General features: G+C 41.0%; 17 protein-coding genes and 1 other RNA gene. 8 read left to right on the forward strand and 10 right to left on the reverse strand.

Annotation, left to right across the window (positions count from 1 at the left end; all coding sequences use genetic code 11):
• Both B879_RS10080 and B879_RS10085 read right to left on the reverse strand, forming a co-directional pair.
• Positions 1-1,237, reverse strand: a 1,237-nt coding sequence (locus tag B879_RS10080) for a type IX secretion system plug protein (protein ID WP_497706785.1), incomplete at its 3' end; no start/stop codon positions are given.
• A 97-nt stretch (positions 1,238-1,334) separates the two neighbouring features.
• The gene (locus B879_RS10085; protein ID WP_009185072.1) at positions 1,335-3,251 is read right to left on the reverse strand and encodes an ABC-F family ATP-binding cassette domain-containing protein; all 1,917 of its coding nucleotides are present in this window, start codon (positions 3,249-3,251) and stop codon (positions 1,335-1,337) included.
• An 89-nt stretch (positions 3,252-3,340) separates the two neighbouring features.
• Between B879_RS10085 and B879_RS10090 the strand changes: the two genes are divergently transcribed.
• Positions 3,341-4,468, forward strand: coding sequence for a PQQ-dependent sugar dehydrogenase (locus B879_RS10090; protein ID WP_040400427.1), 1,128 nt, complete (start codon positions 3,341-3,343; stop codon positions 4,466-4,468).
• A gap of 69 nt (positions 4,469-4,537) precedes the next feature.
• Here B879_RS10090 and B879_RS10095 read toward each other — a convergent pair whose 3' ends face one another.
• Entirely contained in the window at positions 4,538-5,827 is a 1,290-nt protein-coding gene (locus tag B879_RS10095; RefSeq protein ID WP_009185074.1) for an aminopeptidase P family protein, read from the reverse strand.
• 184 nt (positions 5,828-6,011) lie between these two features.
• Here B879_RS10095 and B879_RS10100 point away from each other — a divergent pair, with 184 nt between their 5' ends.
• From B879_RS10100 to B879_RS10115, 4 genes are read left to right on the forward strand one after another with little or no spacing between them, the layout of a single operon-like run.
• A complete protein-coding gene (locus B879_RS10100; RefSeq protein ID WP_009185075.1) occupies positions 6,012-7,241 on the forward strand; it encodes a M16 family metallopeptidase in 1,230 nt (409 codons plus the stop codon).
• A gap of 1 nt (position 7,242) precedes the next feature.
• Entirely contained in the window at positions 7,243-7,887 is a 645-nt protein-coding gene (locus B879_RS10105; protein ID WP_009185076.1) for an O-methyltransferase, read from the forward strand.
• Positions 7,884-9,833, forward strand: a complete 1,950-nt coding sequence (locus tag B879_RS10110; protein ID WP_009185077.1) for a LysM peptidoglycan-binding domain-containing protein — start codon at positions 7,884-7,886, stop codon at positions 9,831-9,833. The genes B879_RS10105 and B879_RS10110 overlap by 4 nt, the downstream gene beginning before the upstream one ends.
• A gap of 24 nt (positions 9,834-9,857) precedes the next feature.
• Entirely contained in the window at positions 9,858-10,847 is a 990-nt protein-coding gene (locus tag B879_RS10115) for a DUF3078 domain-containing protein (protein WP_009185078.1), read from the forward strand.
• Here the strand turns inward: B879_RS10115 and B879_RS10120 are convergent.
• The 3 genes from B879_RS10120 to B879_RS10130 all read right to left on the reverse strand — a co-directional run bounded on the left by B879_RS10120 (position 10,844) and on the right by B879_RS10130 (position 13,466).
• Positions 10,844-11,383: a DUF8439 domain-containing protein gene (locus tag B879_RS10120; RefSeq protein WP_009185079.1), complete on the reverse strand. Its 540-nt coding sequence runs from the start codon at positions 11,381-11,383 to the stop codon at positions 10,844-10,846. The two genes, B879_RS10115 and B879_RS10120, sit on opposite strands and share 4 nt — an antisense overlap.
• A 57-nt stretch (positions 11,384-11,440) precedes the next feature.
• Complete coding sequence (locus B879_RS10125; protein ID WP_009185080.1) at positions 11,441-12,586, reverse strand: DNA polymerase III subunit gamma/tau; 1,146 nt, start codon at positions 12,584-12,586, stop codon at positions 11,441-11,443.
• 91 nt (positions 12,587-12,677) lie between these two features.
• A complete protein-coding gene (locus B879_RS10130) occupies positions 12,678-13,466 on the reverse strand; it encodes a DUF481 domain-containing protein (RefSeq protein WP_009185081.1) in 789 nt (262 codons plus the stop codon).
• Positions 13,467-13,582: 116 nt separating this feature from the next.
• On the opposite strand from B879_RS10130, the gene ssrA reads away from it, so the two are divergent.
• Positions 13,583-13,985: a transfer-messenger RNA gene (gene ssrA / locus B879_RS22115) on the forward strand.
• Positions 13,986-14,123: 138 nt separating this feature from the next.
• On the opposite strand, the gene B879_RS10135 is transcribed toward ssrA, so the two are convergent.
• From B879_RS10135 to B879_RS10150, 4 genes are all read right to left on the reverse strand, one after another.
• Entirely contained in the window at positions 14,124-14,579 is a 456-nt protein-coding gene (locus B879_RS10135) for a hypothetical protein (protein WP_009185083.1), read from the reverse strand.
• A 1-nt stretch (position 14,580) separates the two neighbouring features.
• Entirely contained in the window at positions 14,581-15,819 is a 1,239-nt protein-coding gene (locus tag B879_RS10140) for a sulfite oxidase (protein WP_009185084.1), read from the reverse strand.
• Between the two features lie 116 nt (positions 15,820-15,935).
• On the reverse strand, positions 15,936-16,631 hold the full coding sequence (locus B879_RS10145; RefSeq protein ID WP_009185085.1) for an ABC transporter ATP-binding protein: 696 nt from the start codon (positions 16,629-16,631) through the stop codon (positions 15,936-15,938).
• On the reverse strand, positions 16,628-18,115 hold the full coding sequence (locus tag B879_RS10150; RefSeq protein WP_009185086.1) for a DUF5687 family protein: 1,488 nt from the start codon (positions 18,113-18,115) through the stop codon (positions 16,628-16,630). The genes B879_RS10145 and B879_RS10150 overlap by 4 nt, the downstream gene beginning before the upstream one ends.
• A gap of 104 nt (positions 18,116-18,219) precedes the next feature.
• Between B879_RS10150 and B879_RS10155 the strand changes: the two genes are divergently transcribed.
• Together B879_RS10155 and B879_RS10160 are read left to right on the forward strand one after the other, a co-directional pair.
• Positions 18,220-18,951 carry a nitroreductase family protein gene (locus B879_RS10155; RefSeq protein WP_009185087.1) on the forward strand — a complete coding sequence of 244 codons (732 nt, stop codon included), beginning with the start codon at positions 18,220-18,222 and terminating at the stop codon, positions 18,949-18,951.
• Between the two features lie 220 nt (positions 18,952-19,171).
• Positions 19,172-19,576: a GxxExxY protein gene (locus B879_RS10160; RefSeq protein WP_009185088.1), complete on the forward strand. Its 405-nt coding sequence runs from the start codon at positions 19,172-19,174 to the stop codon at positions 19,574-19,576.
• Positions 19,577-19,595 lie beyond the last annotated feature (19 nt).

The raw sequence follows: 19,595 nt of genomic DNA on the forward strand, positions 1-19,595 counted from the left end.
ATAACCTCCGCTTATTGGGATTTAAATTATGATACCCTATCAATTCATCATACCTCGAACCCATATCCCTGTAGTAGACCAAAACTTCATATTCGTTTTCTGTTTCAAAAAAACTTCCCTCTAAAGGCATGGGGTTCCAAGCATCAGGGCCTTTATACGCATATTGGTAATCATACCATCCTTGCTTTAGAATCAATGTGGCTTCATAGGCGTTGGTTTTCTTATTTAGCGTCATTTTGGCATCAGGGCTGAATCCCCACTCTGTAAGGGCACCAATAATGTATGGTGTTTCGGTTACCCCATCAGCATCAAGATTAAAAGTCATGATCATGTATTCACTTTCCAGTTCATGGTTCAGTCTTTCCATATTCATGATAGCATATTGTCCGTTAAGATCCAGGTACTCTGAATATACCGTATTGGTCCTGCTTTTATCCAGTCCACCTTCTGCATAGACCACATCTTCCTCCATACGAATTGCCCTGACATTGACTCCTCTTGCCCTGACCAAGCGCAAATCAACAAACCTGAATTCATTGCCTGCAAAAAAGGCATTGCTGCCATCAAAGAGATTATATTCAATCATCCTGATGTCCTCCCTAAGCATGGTAGGATTTCCTAATACTTTGATATTGTCCCATCTCTGATTTTGCCTTATCATCACACGGAGGTTGTTCCGCGGATCAAATAAATCCCTGCTTTTATAATTGACATTCACATTTATCTGTTGGACTTGTCGGCGCATCTCAGTTTGACTGGGAGGAACCACCCTTGCAGCCAGATTAACCATATTTTGGAAAACCATAAAGCGACGCGTCAAAATCACCTGATTCTGATCCCTGTTTCTGTAAACCACTACAGCATAGTTGCCCGACTTTGTCACCCTAGGGAGCACAATATTATAATGTATATAAGGAATTCGGGTATCTATGGAATAATTATAATCATTGATGTTAAATTCATTAAAAGCTTCCAAATACTCAGGTTCCTTGAGATCGGATGGTGTCCAATCCATATTACAGTGGATGATTTTAAGGGAATACATATCAGGGTCGTAAGCCAGATCATCAAAAGTAAGGTTAAGCGCGACACCACTGTTGAGGCCAATTGCCGGGGAATTGAGTTGAGCTGCAAAATCTCCACTGTTGGGAAAAATCCTTACTGACTGTATGTTTTCTTCAAAAATACGGTCATAATACGTCTTATTACCTTGGGACCAGCTTGCTTGAATCACCATAAAAAATAAAGAGACAATAAGTAAACTGCGCATAGACATCAAATTTATAAGGTTAATGATAAGGGTTACATTCCAAATGCTGTACCAAGCCTGACAATCAAATGGCATGTTGAAGCTCCTCAATCTCTTCTACCAATATCTCCCATTTCTTGTTCAGGTTTTCCTCCTCTGTCCGAACCTGGGCATATCGTTGATTGACTCCTTCCAGCTTTTGCATATCGGAAAAGACCTCCGGCAAGGCCATTTCTTCCTCTAATTCCTTTTTCAAGGTTTCTTTTTCCATGATCAAGGCTTCTACATGTTCGAGCTCCGCCTCTTTCTTTTTGAGTTCTTTTTTGGCCTGTTGGATTTCCGGATCAGTCAATTGTTTTTTCTTGGGTACCTTCTTTTTCTGCAGTGGTTCCTGTCTTAAAGACTCTTCTTGCTGGGATTTCCATAAACTAAATTCATCATAGGTACCCGGATATTCTTTGATTTCCTGATTTTCTATGTACCAGATTTTATTGGCTACTCCCCTTATGAAATGTCTGTCATGGGAAACGGTGACAAAGGTGCCCTCATACTGCTGCATTGCCTGAATAAGAATATTAACGGACTGCATGTCCAAGTGGTTGGTTGGCTCATCCAACAAAAGGAAATTCGCTTCAGAAATCAAGGTTTTGGCTAAAGCCACCCTGGATTTTTCACCACCGGACAATACTTTAATTTTTTTGAAAACATCTTCATTAGTAAACAAAAAGCAGCCGAGCACATTCCTGAGTTCAGTATCTGTTTTCCCAGACCCGGCTTGCTGAAGTTCTTGCAGGATTTCATTGTCTACGCCTAATGCTTCCAATTGGTGCTGTGCGTAGAAGGATTTGATCACATTATGACCTTGAAGTCTTTCTCCCTGTATAGGTTCAGTCCCATCGATAATTCTCAATAAGGTAGACTTTCCTTTTCCATTGGCTCCGATCAGGGCGATTTTGTCCCCTCTTTCGATCCGGGCAGAGGTGTTTTTCAATATGACCAGCTCTCCATAGGATTTGGATACATGATCCAAAACCACCACATCCCTACCTGACTTCTGGGAAAATTTGAATTTAAAATTGACAGCGATATTATCATCCACCACTTCAGACACCCTGTCCATCCGGTCTAAGGCTTTGATCCTAGATTGTACCTGATTGGATTTAGAAGCTTTGGCACGAAAGCGCTCAATAAAGCGTTCGGTCTGTTTGATCATTTGTTGTTGGTTTTCAAAGGCATTTTGTTGGATTTCCATCCTTTCCTTTTTCTCGTGCTGATAAAAGGAGTAATTGCCCTGATACGCTGTCAAGGTACCATTGGAGACCTCCACAGTGGTTTCAATACAATTGTCCAGAAATTCCTTATCGTGAGAAACCACGATCACTGCCCCCTCGTAAGTCCTGAGGTAATTTTCAACCCATTGGATGGATGGCAGATCAAGATGGTTCGTAGGTTCATCCAGCATCAGCAATGAAGGCTTCTCCAATAGCAATTTGGCCAGCATCACACGCATTCTCCATCCCCCTGAAAAGGTTTTCAAAGGTCTTTTAAGGTCTGCTGTTGAAAAGCCTATGCCTTCCAGCACTTCTTCTGCTTTTGCCTTGATCGTGTAGCCTTCATTGGCCTCAAATTGATCCTGAAGCCTTGCCAGCTTATTGATGGTGGCTTCAGAATAATCCGTTTCCATCATTTTTAGCACTTCGTCTATTTCTTCCTGCAGCTTGAGGGTTTCTTGAAAAGCTTCCAATGCTACATCCAGAATACAATCTTCTGATTGATAAGAGAGCAGGTCCTGATTAAGAAAACCGATGGTACAATCTTTGGCTTTTTGCACCTCACCGGCACTGGGCTGATAGTCTCCATGGATAATTTTGAGCAAGGTAGATTTCCCTGTGCCGTTCAATCCCACAAGCCCTATTTTATCTTTGGGTCTGATGTGAAGGGAAGCATTTTCATAAAGCGCCCTGCCTCCTATGAAGTACGAAAGATTATTAATGGATAACATAGGCGCAAAAATAGGCAAAGTCTAGCTCTAAAGGGAACAATAAACCAATGAATTGGTTAAATTGGCATTATAAAAAAACACCCAATGGCATGATTAGATATTTCACGTTACTATCCTTTTTATTTATTTCTGCTGCCTGTTCCGGTCAAAACAAAAATTCAGGTTTCATCCAGTTGGAAACCCTGAAACTTCCTGCCGGCTTTGAAATAGAAGTATGGGCAGAAGACATCCCTGATGCAAGGTCTTTGGCCATGAATAGCGATGGAAGTGTCATTTTTGTAGGCAACAGACAAGGCAAAAATGTTTATGCCCTTCAAGACAGCAATGGAGACGGCAAACCAGATAAAAAATTTACCTTAGCTTCCGGTCTGCGTATGCCAAATGGTGTAGCCTTCAAAGATGGCGATCTTTACGTGGCAGAAGTCAGCCGGATTCTGAGGTTTAAAAATATAGAAGCAAACCTTTCAGATCCCAGTTTTGAGGTCGTGTTTGACCAATACCCTGACAAAGCACATCATGGCTGGAAGTTCATTGCCTTTGGCCCAGACGGGAAGTTGTATGTACCGGTTGGCGCTCCCTGTAATATTTGTGAGTCGGAAGAAATTTTTGCTTCTATCACAAGAATAGATGTGAATGCCAACATTATCCAACCTGAAATATTTGCCCATGGTGTACGGAATACCGTTGGATTTCACTGGCACCCCGAGAGTGGCGACCTATGGTTTACGGACAATGGCAGAGACATGATGGGTGATGATATTCCTGATTGTGAGCTCAACCATGCTCCGGAAAAAGGGCTGCATTTTGGCTATCCATACTGGCATGCCGGAGATGTCAAAGATCCTGAGTTTGGGAATAAGGGCAAATCTAAGGAGGCCTATGTAGCTCCTGCTGCAAAGTTAGGGCCCCATACTGCTCCCTTGGGTATGCGCTTTTACACAGGCAATCAATTTCCTGAGAAGTATAATCACAATATTTTTATTGCCAAACACGGTTCATGGAACCGTAGCAAGAAGATCGGTTATGAGGTGACCAATGTCATCTTAGATGAAAATCAAAAAGTGATCAGGGAAGAAGTGTTTGCAGAAGGTTGGCTCAATCATGATACCCAAGAAGTATGGGGGAGACCTGTAGATGTGCTTCAACTGCCAGACGGAAGCCTACTTGTATCAGACGACATGGCCAATTGCATTTACAGGATAAGCTATAAAAATTAGGGAAAAGGGAAAAGGAGAAAGGGAATAGTGGCTCGATCCTTTTGCCTTTTACCTCGTCCCTTTCACCTCTTACTTATTCATCAAATCTTCTATTTCCTCGGCCTCAATCGGAATGTTACGCATCAGATCATAGTAACCATTATCCTGGATCAAAATGTCATTTTCGAGGCGAATACCTAAGCCTTCTTCTCTGATATAAATGCCGGGCTCAACGGTAAAAACCATCCCTGCAACAATTGGCTCATGCATGGTCCCTACATCATGCACATCCAAACCTAAATGATGGGAGGTTCCATGCATAAAATATTTTTTGTACGCAGGCCATTTGGGATCCTGATTTTTGATATCCGTTTGATCTAACAAACCCAAGTTCAATAACTCGGACTGCATCATCAAGCCAACCTCTTTGTGGTAGTCCTGTATGTTGATACCAGGCCTCAATATATCCATGGCACCACGTTGTACCCGAAGTACCGCATCATAAACTTTCCTTTGTCTATCGGTAAATTTACCATTGACAGGAATGGTCCTAGTCATATCAGCATTATAATTGCCATATTCAGCTCCTACATCAAACAAAATCAACTCCCCATCCTTACAAGTAGCTTTATTTTCAATATAATGCAGTACACAGGCATTCGCCCCGGTTGCAATGATAGGTTCATAGGCAAACCCCTTGCTTCGGTTTCTGGTGAATTCATGGATGAATTCAGCTTCAATTTCATATTCCGTGACTCCGGGACGTACAAAAGAGAGTATGCGGCGAAAACCTTTTTCTGTGATATCGCAGGCGAGCTGTAACTGATCTATTTCCTCTTTTTCTTTGATGGCCCTCAATTCATGCATTATCGGGGCAACCCTATGGTAATGATGCAGTGGATAACGTTCTTTGCACTTTCTGATGAAGCGGGCATCTCTGCTTTCTACCTGTACATCAGCGCGAAGGTGCTCATTGGTGTTTAGGTAAACATGATCGCTTAGCGCAATTAAAGTGTTTAGCGTATTTTCGAATTTGTCCAACCATTGGATATTTCCAATTCCGGATGCTTCTATGGCCTCTTCCTTGGTATACTTGTGCCCTTCCCAAATGGCAATATGCTCATTGGTTTCCCTTAGAAACAAAATCTCACGCATATTCGGATCCGGAAAATCCGGACACATCAATAAAATGCTTTCTTCCTGGTCAATTCCACTGAGGTAAAAAAGATCATTGTTTTGACGGAAGCGCATGGTACCATCAGCATTGGTAGGCATAATGTCATTGGCATGAAAAACGGCAAGCGATTTTGGCAATAACTTCTGAACCAATTTAGTACGGTTTTTCACATATAGACTTGAAGGCAGGGGTTGATACTTCATACGGATATTTTCGGATTTTTAATATCCAAATTGAACATGGATAGCGTTATACATAAAGATTGTTCTAAATTATCAATTCAAACCGTCTTAAAAAAACATTGTTATTTAATTTAGTGATAAGCCTTGAGCACAAATGATTTACAATTCTTATAATTTTGTACCTTGATGGCAGATTTAATTTTACATGCAGTATAATTTAAAAACTTTGTCCAATGGCATTCGGATTGTTCATCAGGAAGTCAACCATACCCGGATTGTTCATTGCGGCTTCATATTGAACATTGGAAGTAGGGATGAGTCCAAAGAAGAAGAGGGAATTGCCCATTTTTGGGAACATATGGCCTTCAAGGGGACAAAAAAGCGAAAGGCTTACCATATCATTAACCGGCTCGAATCCTTGGGTGGAGAGCTGAATGCCTACACTACGAAAGAAAAAATATGCTTTTATTCCAGCACTTTAAAGGAGCATTATCCCAAAGCAGCAGAATTATTGTTTGATATTACCTTCAATTCCACTTTTCCGAAAAAGCAGATAGAAAAAGAAAGGCAGGTCATTCTGGAAGAAATGGCCATGTACAGGGATTCACCCGACGATTCCATTCAAGATGACTTTGATGCCATGGTTTTTGAAGGACATGCATTAGGCAGGAATATATTGGGGACTGAAGATACGGTAGGACAATTTTCACAAGAGGATTTTTTTGAATTTATATCCAGTAGACTTGACACTACTCAGATCGTATTTTCTGTAATCGGAAATATTTCTTTCCAAAAGGTCCTACAAAAAATCGAAGGCCTACTTTCCGAAGTACCTATAAAAAGAAGTCTGTATGTTCGCTGTGGTTTTTCCAATTACCATGCAAAGACAAAAGTGGTAATGAAAGAGATAACCCAGGCACATTGTGCTATTGGGAAACCTGCTTATTCCTTATATGACCCAAGGAGGTTCAAACTTTACCTGCTTAACAATATTTTGGGAGGTCCAAGCATGAATTCCCGTCTCAACTTAGCCCTTCGTGAAAAACATGGCTATGTATACAGTGTAGAATCCCATTATCAAGCTTATTCGGATACGGGTTTTGTTGGGGTGTTTTTTGGCACCGAACAAAAAACAGCTAACCGGGCCCGCAAGTTGGTGTTGAAAGAAATTGAAAAACTCCGTACACAGCAGTTAGGCAGCTTACAACTGCACATGGCCAAAGAGCAGGCCATAGGACAAATGGCGATGGCAGAGGAGAATTATGCTGCATTGATGCTAGTCTTTGGAAAAAATCTTCTTGATAAAGGGAAAATAGACTCCCTTGACAGTATATTTGAGGTGATAAGAAGTACAACTGCAGAGGAATTGTTAGAGATTGCCAATGAAGTATTTGATCCACATCAAATGAGTTATTTAACCTATTTACCCGCATAACATGGAGTTTATTTCGCAGGATTTGCTTGCCTATTGTGAGTTACACAGTTCGGTAGAAGACCCACTTTTGCAACATATTACCCGGGAGACCCATGCTAAAGTTTTGATGCCCAGGATGCTTTCAGGGCCACTTCAAGGTAAATTTTTGGAATTTCTGGTCAAAATTCATCAGCCCTCAGTTATATTGGAAATTGGAACTTATACAGGTTATTCAGGGATCTGTATGGCCAGAGGTTTAGGCCCACAAGGCAAGCTTATCACTTTGGATGTCAATGATGAATTGGAAATAATGGTGCGGAATTTTTTTGAAAAATCAGGATTAAACCATAAAATTGATTACAGAATAGGAGATGCAATGGAAACTATCCCTACTTTGGAAGGGGATTTCGATATGGTTTTTATTGATGCGGATAAGCGTAATTATATCAATTACTACAACCTGGTAATAGACCGTGTAAGCCCTGGAGGTCTCATCATAGCAGACAACGTACTTTGGTCCGGAAAAGTAATTTTAAAAGATGGCCAAAAAATTGACAAAGACACAAAAGTATTATTAGATTACAACCAAATGGTACAGGAAGACCCAAGGGTGGAAAATGTACTTTTACCGATTAGAGATGGTTTAATGATGGCGAGAAAAATATGAAGAACTTAAAGATTTTATTGTTTTGTAAATTACTGATTACCATCATATTACTTGACTTTTCGCATCAAGTAATGGCTCAGGGGCCAGAAGTACCTAGGGAAATGCGGTTTGCTGACCTTACGGTGAAGATCAATGAACAAGCCAGGCGTGAAATCCAATTGGATGTGGACGCTCTGCACCGCAACAAAATTTATTTCAACAATAAAGCGGAAAGAGCCCACCTTTACTTCCCCTTTGTAGAAAGAGAGTTGAGAGAAGCGGGGGTACCCGAGGATTTCAAATACCTGGTTTTACAAGAATCCAGTCTTATCCCTGATGCTGTTTCTTCTTCCAATGCTGTAGGGTTTTGGCAGTTCAAACAAGGGACGGCAGAAGAAGTTTTTTTACGAATCGACAATCAGGTTGATGAACGAAAAAATATTGTAGCCTCTTCCAGAGGTGCAGCCCTTTACCTGAAAAAAAACAACAACCAATTTGATAATTGGATGTGCGCTTTGGTTTCTTATCAAATGGGTTTAGGGGGTGCAAAAGCCTATTTTGGCAGCCAATTTAACGGAAAAAAGGTAATCGAAGTAGATAGAAATTCACATTGGTATTTTAAAAAATTCCTGGCTCATAAAATCGCCTTTGAAAACCATACCGGCGTTTCTTTCGTGAGCAGCGCAGGCTATTTGGAAGAAACAAAGGTTCAGGGTCCAACCTCCTTCAGAGAATTATCTAACAGGCTGGGCGTGAATGAAGAGCAATTAAAAGAATTTAATAAATGGGCAACCAGAGGAGAAATTCCGGGAGATAAAACCTATTCTGTACTATTCCTGAAACAAGGAACACCTCCAAGCAGGGCTATTGTGGCACAAAGAAATGAACCTTTATCTGCACAACAAAGCCAGTTATCAGCTTATAGTTTCCCTAAAATCAGTGGCAATCAACAAAATGCCAACACACCTAATCAAATACGAGTCAATAATATTGATGGTATAAAAGCGGCTACCACCACAACACAGGCTGGCTTTGCTGAAAAAATCGGATTAAAGACCAATAAGTTTCGTAAACTGAACGACCTCAACAGGAACGATCCTGTAATAGCCGGTCAATATTATTACCTGGATAAAAAAGGGGCTAAAGCTGAGGTAGCCAATCATGTGGTGATGCCCGGGGAAACACTTTGGTCCATTTCCCAGAAATATGGGATTCGATTAGCGGCACTCAAAGCGAAAAACAGAATCAGGACCGATGAAGACCTTTCACCTGGCATGGTCTTGAACCTTCAGGATCCAAGAAAAAGAGGTGAGGATTTCGTCATGGTTTCTGGCCAAGAATACAGAAAAATGCTTGAAGCATTGACGGGGGACAGCAAAGAAGAAGTTAGGGAAACCACAGCGGAACCGGTAAGGGCGCAAGAAACCCAGGCACAGCCCCAACCGGCTCCAACACCGACGACTACCCCAGTAACACCACCAGTTACCCAGCCTACTCCTGCACCCAACAGGACAGAAAGCAATCCGCCGGTCAGAACACCTGAGCCGGTCAGAGAGCAGCCTAGTACTAGGTCTGAAAGACCAGAACCTGTCAGCGCTCCATCAACTACTGAACCCTTAGTACATCGTGTTGCGCCTGGAGAAACACTTTTCCGCCTGAGTCAAAATTACGGTGTAAGTGTCGAAAACCTTAGAAAATGGAATAACTTGCCGGACAATACCATTAAGGTAGGACAAGAAATCCAAATCCGACCAAGTGCCTCAGCTCCTGCTGCTGCACCTGCTGCTGCTACAGGCACAAGTGCAAGAGAAGCTGATGGAACTATTATTCATACCGTTGCCGCAGGAGAAACCCTGTTCAGGTTAAGTCAAAACTATGGCGTAAGTGTGGATGATATTAAAAGATGGAATAATTTGCCGGATAATACCATACAGGTGGGTCAAAAAATAAGGATCAACAAACCCTAAAAGTCACTATTCTGGCGAAATTACATGTTTAAAAAGCTGGTATTAGCAGTATTTCTACTTTTGGGATCCATGAGTCTGACGAAGGCTCAGGATCCTTTAATTTTGGCAGATACCCTGTTGATTGCAGGAGATACCATCATTATGATCGGTGATTCCATTGTCATGAAGCAAAGAATCAAGCCCATTTATTGGGAAAAAGGTGGAAATTTTAACCTCAGTATCCAACAAGTCAGTCTATCTAACTGGAATGCAGGTGGTGCCAGTAACCTCGCCATCAATACCGGCTTGGTGATGTTTGCCAATTATAAAAAAGACAAGATCATTTGGGACAGTAAGCTAACGGTGAATGCCGGTTTCAACCGGCAGGCAGATCGGAGGTTTAAAACAAGAAAAACAAATGACAATTTCATATTCATTACCAAATACGGTAGGGAATTAACTGAATCCTGGTACTTATCGACTCAGATAGATGCAAGGACGCAGTTATTGGCAGGTTATCGCTACTTTCGCCCTTCTGGAGCAGAACTGGATTCCCGTAATAGAATTTCGGATCTACTCGCTCCAGCATATATACAATCGTCTACGGGTTTGAATTACAGGAAGGAATACGATAATAAAGACAGGATTTCCTTGATCGCTTCTCCCTTTACAGGCCGTTTTACGGTAGTTCTAGATGATTCACTGAGTAATGCCGGGGCATTTGGGGTAATTCCGGGAGAACGGATTAGGCCTGAAGCAGGTATATCCTTTGGTTCGACCACTGACATTGGCCTCATGGAAGACATCCGTTGGCGGGCTGACCTCAACCTCTTTACCAATTTTGAAAAGCTAGGCAACTTTGTGGTCAACTTCAACTCCATCATCAGTATGAAAGTCAATAAGTATATCACAACACGTGTTGAGACCATCCTGATTTATGATGAACGTGTTTTTATTCAGCAGGATAGTGGTCCCCCCCGGCAGGCCATTCAATTTCAAAACATGATCAATTTTGGTTTGGCACTGGAATTTTAGAAGTCCGTTTCCAAACCAAAACGTCTTTGAAGTTCTGCTAAAGCAGGTGACTTTTCTCTCAGAAATTGTAACTTATCCGAACTGGTGTAGAGTTTTTTCTTCCCATCCACTGCTTCTTCCACTATTATTGCCTCAAGACTCACACTGTAATTATTCAGTTTCCTTCTCAAAACCTGAAGTACTTCCGGTTTTATTTTATGGAAAATATCCTGCTGGATCTCGCCGTTCAATTGAAAGGTGATGGTTTCCTTTTCCAAGAGTAGGGGCTGTTTGAGCACGGTGACTTCCAAATTTTTATGTTGGTCTTTGTATTGCCCTATCACTTCCTGCATGACATAATTGAGCTTTTCCAAATCAAAAACCTCGGCCAATTGTGGTGCTTTGGCTTGAACAATTTCCGGTTCTACCGCTTTAGATACCTCTTTAACTGCTGTGGGTTGATCGTTTATTGCTTTTTTTGCCGCAGATAGACTCCCTGGAATGGCAATGGTTTTTTGAACAGGAGACTTTTTTTGAAGCAAATGGGTTGGCTTCATTCTTAAAAAGTGATGGGGCTATGGAACCCTTGGACTCAGTACCGTTTTCGGTATTACTCAGGCTTTTTTTTTTGATTCCTCCTGTGCGACGGTTGCCAAATGAATGGCTTGGGGAATTTTAGCCATTTTCATCAAAGCCAGTTCCACGTGCAGTCTTTGGTTTTTACTGGCCTTATATTGTATATCGCATTGGTTACAGATATGAAGGGCGGAGAGTAAAAATGATATGCCGCAAAGCTTGGATTGTTCTAAATACCTTTCTTTAGTACCATCAGATACCTGTATCAATTCCACAGTTGCCGGGTCTTTACAGACCATTAAGTCCCTCAAGTGCTCGGATAAACCCACAATAAAGTTATGACCATCAAATCCATTTTTCAGAATTTCATCAAAAATCAACAGGAGATTGGAAATATTACCCGCAAGTAATCCCTCTACGACCTTGAAATAATAATCATAATCAAGGATATGCAGGTTACTGATGGTTTCCTGATAAGTCAATTTAACCCCTGCTGAGTAGGTCACGATCAGATCAAAAATGGATAGGGCGTCCCTCAAGGCCCCATCTGCTTTTGTAGCAATCAACCTTAAAGCTTCCTCTTCTGCCTCAATTTTCTCTTCTCCCGCAATATACCTAAGGTGTTCAGCAATGTCATTGATCTGAATTCTATTGAAATCAAATATCTGACAACGTGAAAGGATAGTTGGAATAATTTTGTGCTTCTCTGTAGTGGCCAAAATAAAAATCGCATACTTGGGAGGTTCTTCCAAGGTTTTCAGAAAAGCATTGAAAGCCTGGTTGGACAGCATATGAACCTCATCAATGATATATACTTTGTATTGGCCCTGTTGAGGTGCATAACGCACCTGATCTACAAGGTTCCTAATATCGTCCACAGAATTATTGGATGCAGCATCCAATTCGTGTACGTTAAAAGATGCGTTGTTATTAAAAGCCTTGCAGGAGTCACATTCATTGCAGGCTTCAAAATCAGCCGTTAGATTTTGACAATTGATGGTTTTAGCTAAAATTCTGGCACAGGTCGTCTTACCTACTCCCCGAGGACCACAAAAAAGAAAGGCCTGGGCCAAATGATTATTTTTTATGGCATTTTTGAGGGTAGTGGTGATATGACCTTGCCCTACGACACTTTTGAAATTGGAAGGCCTATACTTTCTGGCAGAAACAACAAAATTTTCCATCACCGCAAGATATAAAATTATTGGAATTTAGTACTCAGGCTGACAAGCTTAATGGCGTTCTTTTTTTACAGGAGGCTGATTATTAATCACTTTAAAAATCAAAAGAGATGCCTGAACGGATAGCAAAAATAAATGGGGTGATTGGTACGATTGGTCTATCCTCATAAGAATATTCAAATGAATTGTTGAAAGAAAACCTATCTGTAATTTTCGTATTAAGATTGGCCGTCCCACTGATTCTGTTTCGGAAAGCAGCGATTTCTCTGTCATATCCCACTTGATAATAATTCACCAGGTTCAAGTCCACAAAATCGTTGATAGACCAGCGGAGAGAGGCATAGTTGGCACTCTTAATGAATGAAACCTGTACAAACCCTTCTCCATAAGGGTCTTCCCAGGTTTCATTTTCGTAAAGTGCGCCGATTCCCAAGACAAGGGTTATTTTTTCACTCTTTACCAGTTTATTTCTAAATGTACCCCCAACAATCCAGCGGGGGGCCAAACCCCTAAAATTATCAAAGCTGTATTGAACATAAGTTTCAAAGTTCTTCCTTCTTTCCCTGTTATATACGGCTCGGCCATGCATCAAACCAAAATTAAGGAAGTCATTATCATTGATCCGGAGGTAATCAAAATTGGTGACGAAAATCAGGGCATGCTTGCCTGTGTGGTACATGGAATTGATGTCCCACTTGTAACCGAAGAGGTTGACAGGGGCATCGATGGCAGCACTTCTATTAAAGATATTTAGTCCCCCGGTAGCCTTGATCATCAGGCTTTTGGTGGTATCTGTTTCAAGTCTGTACCTTTCGATGTTGAGAATTTGCGCATGCGAAGAAAAAGAGGTTAAAAACAAAGCAATTAATAAGATACGATTCAAAACGTTGGCTTTTTTGATTCATACAAAGTTTTTAAAATATCATTACTAATCCAAAAAAATAGGCAAATGAACTATTTTGAACATATATTTGTCATAGATTTGAATTCTTATATAAAGGGGCTGACCGGTTTTGACAGTAGGTGTGAAGATCGGGCTCGCATGCAGGCTGGAGTATGTACGGCCTTAAATAATTCATGCAAAGATAATTGGCGAAACTCGTTACGCCATGGCTGCCTAATCTAACCCTAAGGGGATAGATACTGCTTAAAGGGTTGAGTCTCTATAGAGATTCCCCAGCCACATCTCACCTTCTGTTGTTTTGTCCGGAAGGATTTGGGGTGTCGACAAGACAGAGCTGCTTTCCGTGAGGCTACTAAGCGGAACTAAGACCAGTGGCTAAGCCAAACATCGGTGTGTCATCCAGCAGTGTTTGGTCGAAAATCCAACAGGTGACTAAGCATGTAGACGGTACGGTGTTTCCCTATCTGGACGCGAGTTCGAATCTCGCCAGCTCCACTAAAAATCCCTCCCTCCCCGAACGCGGAACGTTTTGGAAAAGAGAGGGATTTTTTAATTTATTGACTGTATGCTATAGCAAATTATCGATTTTATGCTCTCATTTAAAACTAACAAAATCAAAGATACGGAAAAACCCTCCTACTCCAAGTCATACCATTCCACCTGCAAAGCCTTCCTTCTCCCCCTCGCCTCTGGGGCATAATACTTGGCTAGATAAGCAACAATCACTTCTTCATTATTCCCCAAGTCCCATAACCCCTGCGTTTCCTGCATCCAGCGGATGACATTGGTCCAGCCTTCCTTGGTAAAGCGGTTTTGCGTCACCAACTTGGCAGAATGACAATTGGTGCAATTCGCTATTACAAGTTGAAGCCCTTCGCCTTCAACAAAACCTGTTTCGACATGAAAACCATTTTGGATTTCATCAGATAGAATCTCAAACTTTTCGATGCTTTCTGAATTTTCCAAGGAGCGACCTACCGGTGGGAAATACAAAAAGACCACAGAAAAAATGGCTGCCATAACCAACAAAAGGAGCAGGGTAGAAAGACCAGCCAAAGCAACGAGTATTTTTTTTAGGTCTGCATCCTTCATATCAGGTAAGTTTGACTGCAATCCGATGACAGGCGTTATTTAAATACCCCTTTGGATTCCAAGCGGGTACAACCATAGGTTGGCTGACACCTTTCATATCTATCGCTTTGACCCAAACCTCATAATAACCTTTTATGGGAAATTCAATTGTTGCGGAGAAATGCTGCCAGGCCAGTCTATTGATGGGTTTTTCAAGGTTACAAAGCTGCCAGGTACTTCCAAAATCTATGGAATACTCTACTTGTTTGACCGCTTCCTCCCCCGCCCAAGCATGTCCCCTGATGTTCAGTTTTCTACCAAAGGGCAGCTGTGCACCTGATTTAGGATAGGTGATGATGGATCTGACAGGCATTGACTCAATGATCCGCATATTATCCTCATCCACGGAACTGCCAGGTTCAATGGGAGAAATAGGAATCCTGTAAGAAGGAGACTCCATTTTTGATCCATCGTGAACTTTATTCCGTACAGAAAGTGCTTTTAGCCATTTTCCCGAAGCAGATGCAGGGAAGCCTCCGGCTACTAACCTAAGGGGAAAGCCATGAGCCAAGGGCAATTCCTCATCATTTAAGGCAAAAGCCAGCAAAGTTTCTTCCTGTAGCGCCTTCCACAAGGGAATCCCCCTGGAAATAGCCTCTTTGTTGGGATCTCCACTTAGATGACTGTCCAACCCATGATAGCCAATATATACAGCATCGTTATTGATGCCCACATCCTGCAATAGGTCTTTTAATCGAATTCCCGTCCATTTGGCACAAGAGACAGCCCCCACTCCCCATTGATTGCCTTCAGTCGGAGGATAAAACTCTCCCCTCCCATTTCCCCCACATTCCAGTACCAAATGATAAGAATAATGTCTGAATTTATCCTTGATATCACTCATGGAATAGGTCTTGGTAGATTTTACAGACTCCCCCTGTAGGGTCAGGGTCCAATCTTCCAATTTAATCCGATCTGGTAGCAAACCATTATTCCTAATAAACATTTTGGAGGCAGGTGTCACTTGATCATCTAAAAGGTGAACTGGAGTTTCCACATTCCAAGGTTTATCATTCAATACAGTCAGTGAAGCTTCTTTCCCCAATGATTTCAAAGATTCTTTTTCCTGGAAAATGATGGGCTCATAACCAACTGGCATTTTATTTGCAAAAACAATTTCCATTCCTACCAAAGATGCCAAAATGGAATAAGCCGAATTTTTGATAAAGGCTCTTCTTTGTTTTCCCTTCCCCTTCTTCATTTTTAATTTTATTCAAAGCCTAATTTAAGGCTTAATCATACTAATGACAATCTGCCCATCAAAAAAGGGAGCGTCAACAGCGCTCCCTTCAGTTTTTCCTTATTCATTTAATAAACTCAAGTGCCAAAATAGGTATTTAACTCCTCCACCATTTCAGACTTCTCCTTCAGGTCCTTGATGATTTTTCCCTTTTCCAATAGGACAATCCTATCGCAAATTTCTGTGACATGGTTAAGGTCATGACTGGAAATTAAAAAAGTGACCTTGGACAATTCTTTTTCCTGTATGACGAGCTTTTTTAATCTGACCTGAGAACTAGGATCTAAATTTTCAAAAGGTTCATCCAACATTACCACTTCAGGATTGCCCAACATGGCAGCAGCAATTCCCACTTTTTTAATGTTTCCTTTAGATAAGTCTCTGATATATTTCTTTTTCCCTATAATCTCGCCATTAAAGAGTTCATCAAACTTTTCGAGGTGCAAGCGTAAATCCTCTTCGGAGAGTTGGTAAATTTTTCTTAAAGTTTCAAAATATTCATCCGGTGTAAGGTAACTGAGCAGCATATGTTCATCCAAAAAAGCCCCCATTTTGGATTTCCAGTCCTCGCTTTTGGCTACATCCACTTCCTCAAGCATCACATGCCCTTCAGTGGCCCTGACCAAATCCAACATGATCCTAAAAAGAGTGGTTTTTCCGGCACCATTGTTACCCACTAACCCAAAGCATTCCCCTTTAGGGATAAATAATTCTTCCACATCCAACACCACGGCATCTTTATACTGTTTCTTAAGATTTTGTACGAGGATCATAGTTCTTGTCTAAAAGATGATGAAATCTGATATCTATTGGAAAGCACCCTTTGAACGGATAGTTGTGACAGGTAAGGAAAAGCAATGACCCCTACGCCACCCAAAATAGCCATTGCAGCCAATCCCGCATATTGGTTGATCAAAAGGGCAAAAGGTAGGTAAATGACATAAGGAGCAACAAGCATGGGAATAATCATCAAGAACTGGGCTATCCCAACACCCTCATAATTGAACATGGCCCCTTTGTTCAGGTCCATAGGTTTCGGTTTCCAAAGGGCCAAATACACTACAAAATGCATGACTACACCAATGTTGAAAAGAAACGCAGCACTATGGATAAGTAAAATATCCCAACCGAAATAAACATAGGGAACAGACAACAAATAACACAATACGGACGTGGCAATAAATAAGAGGTATTTCCCTTTTACCAAGGCCTGTACCCCATCTCTCCTACTCAGGAAGAAATCAAAATTGGCAGAATTCCAACTGAGGAAAAGTTGGCCATACTGAAGCATAAAAATTCCGGTGATAAATGAACCCACAAAAACAAAGAGGTGATTAAAGCCTTCTTCAGTCTTATATTGGGGATTGGTATAAAAAATCAATCCATACAAAAGGAAAAATCCTGCAAGCATAAGATAAGTCCTGCTTTTTTTATGCCTGATGATCAGTTTCCATTCCAGATTAGCTAGTTCACCGGCCAGTCCAAATCGGTTAAATATGCCCAGGTTTTGATTGAGGAATCTTGCTTCCTCCTCTTCTACCAAATCCTCTAAATAGGCATTTTTAAAATAAAAATTATAGGCCAAAACATAGAGTGCCAGAAATAATACAGTCATTAACACTGGAGGAAAAACAGAGATCAGAGACCAGTCAAATATGGGTTTCATGATAGCCCCCAAATTGAACCATCCGTAATAATTGGACCCTGCTCCCAGCATAAGCACTACGAATACAATTCCTATACCTACCAAGCTATCTTCAAACTTTTGCTTAAACCATAGCATCAACCAATGCAGGGACCAGCTGCTCATCAACACTGCTCCCAACCATGACCAAGCCGCCATATCTCCAAACCTCGGCGCAATTTCTTTGAATGCAAAGGGGGAAAAGAGCAGTACTGCAATAAGGGTTAAGGGTGAAACAAAACTTTTGGCCAGCAGAAAATGGATTATCCAGCTTTTCTTAATCGGAAGGTGAAGAAAATGCTGCAAATCCAATACAGGAAGTTTTTGTACAAAGTATCTGTAAATAAATTCGAACAAATAAAAATAAATCAAAACCCCACTCAGGGTTGCATAGGCATCGGGACTTTCAAACCCTTTCTCTATAATTTCTTTCAGGAAAAGCCCCAATAATAGCACATAAGAAAGCAGAACGATGGCTAAAAAACCTAAAAAAGCAGCTACCAAAATGCTCTTTGCAAATGAAGTGGACCGCATGGTCTTCAACAGTTCCAACTTCAATAAAGTTAATATCATAGGCTGGCAAGCAAGGTGGTTTAGGGAATAACATTTATTTTTGACATTTGAAGATAAGAAAAAGAAAATACAGCACATTAAAGGGCTCCAAAAAAATTGACCAAATGGAAGAAAAAGCAATAAAAACAAGATTTTTTGAGGTTATTAATGAACGCAGGTCAGTTAGAATTTTTGACCAGGAGTCCCCTTTTGATCATGAAGTGGTTCAAAAATGCTTAGAAGCTGCAGTCCTCGCCCCAAACAGCAGCAATTTACAGCTTTGGGAATTCTACAGGGTTCCTGAATCTTCCCCTTTAAAAGAGAACCTAGCCAAACTCTGCATGAAGCAAAAGGCAGCCACCACAGCAAGGGAATTGGTGGTCGTGGTGGCCAGAAGAGATCTTTGGAAAAGCAGGGCAAAGGCCAATTATGATCATATTCAAGAAAGATTTAAAAATGCGCCTGCCCATAAGCAAAAACAGGCATTATCTTATTTTGGGAGTTTGATTCCCAAGCTCTACTCCAAATACCCACTCTGGTCTTTTGTAAAAAAAACGATCGCATTTTTTGTTGGATTACAGAGACCCATGGTCAGGGAGGTAAGTGAAACTGATGTACGGATTTCTGTGCATAAAAGTGTGGCATTGGCAGCCATGACCTTTATGTATGCCATGAAAGCCGAAGGCTATGACTCTTGCCCCATGGAAGGATTTGACTCTTTGAGGGTTAAAAAACTATTACAATTGCCATCCAGCGCTGAAATCAGCATGATCATTGGGTGCGGCAAAGGACTTCCTGAGGGGGTTTATGGGGAGAGGTTCAGGGTGGGTTGTGAGGAGGTTATCTTCGAAAAGTAGGTGAAACCATTAAGTAGTTAAGGCTTTTAAGGATTTCATTAAGAGTAATTCTTTAAATCTCTTTAATGAAAAATATAGTGTAAACCGGCCTTAGAAGTAAGTAAGGCTATTGCCCCCTCAGGTGTTCTAAGTACTACTTATAAACTTATCCGATTATATCCGATTAGAATTTGAAAGATACTTGAAACAAGAGTAAATTCATTCCAAAGTAGTTTCATGTATGAATAAAAAGGAAATCACTCAGTTGTCATATGATGTGCTTGGTTGCGCAATTAATGTACATAGAGAGGTCGGACCAGGCCTTTTGGAAAGCGTTTATCAAAAATGTCTAATCTATGAATTGAAATCAAAAGGTTTTAAAGTTATGCAGCAAGTTAAAGCACCTTTGTATTACAAAGAGCTTAGTCTTGAGGTGGAATTAAAAGCGGACCTAATAGTTAATGAATCATTGATAATTGAGCTAAAAACTGTTGATTGTCTATTACCTGTTCATGAGGCCCAATTATTAACCTACATGAGGCTTTTGAAAATCCCACAAGGTTTATTGATGAATTTTTTTTCAGATAACCTTTCAAAAAACACTATCCCAATGGTAAATGAATATTTCAAATCATTACCTGATTAAAAACTAAATGAAAACCTTT

Source organism: Cecembia lonarensis LW9, assembly GCF_000298295.1.
Classification (GTDB): Bacteria; Bacteroidota; Bacteroidia; order Cytophagales; family Cyclobacteriaceae; genus Cecembia; species Cecembia lonarensis.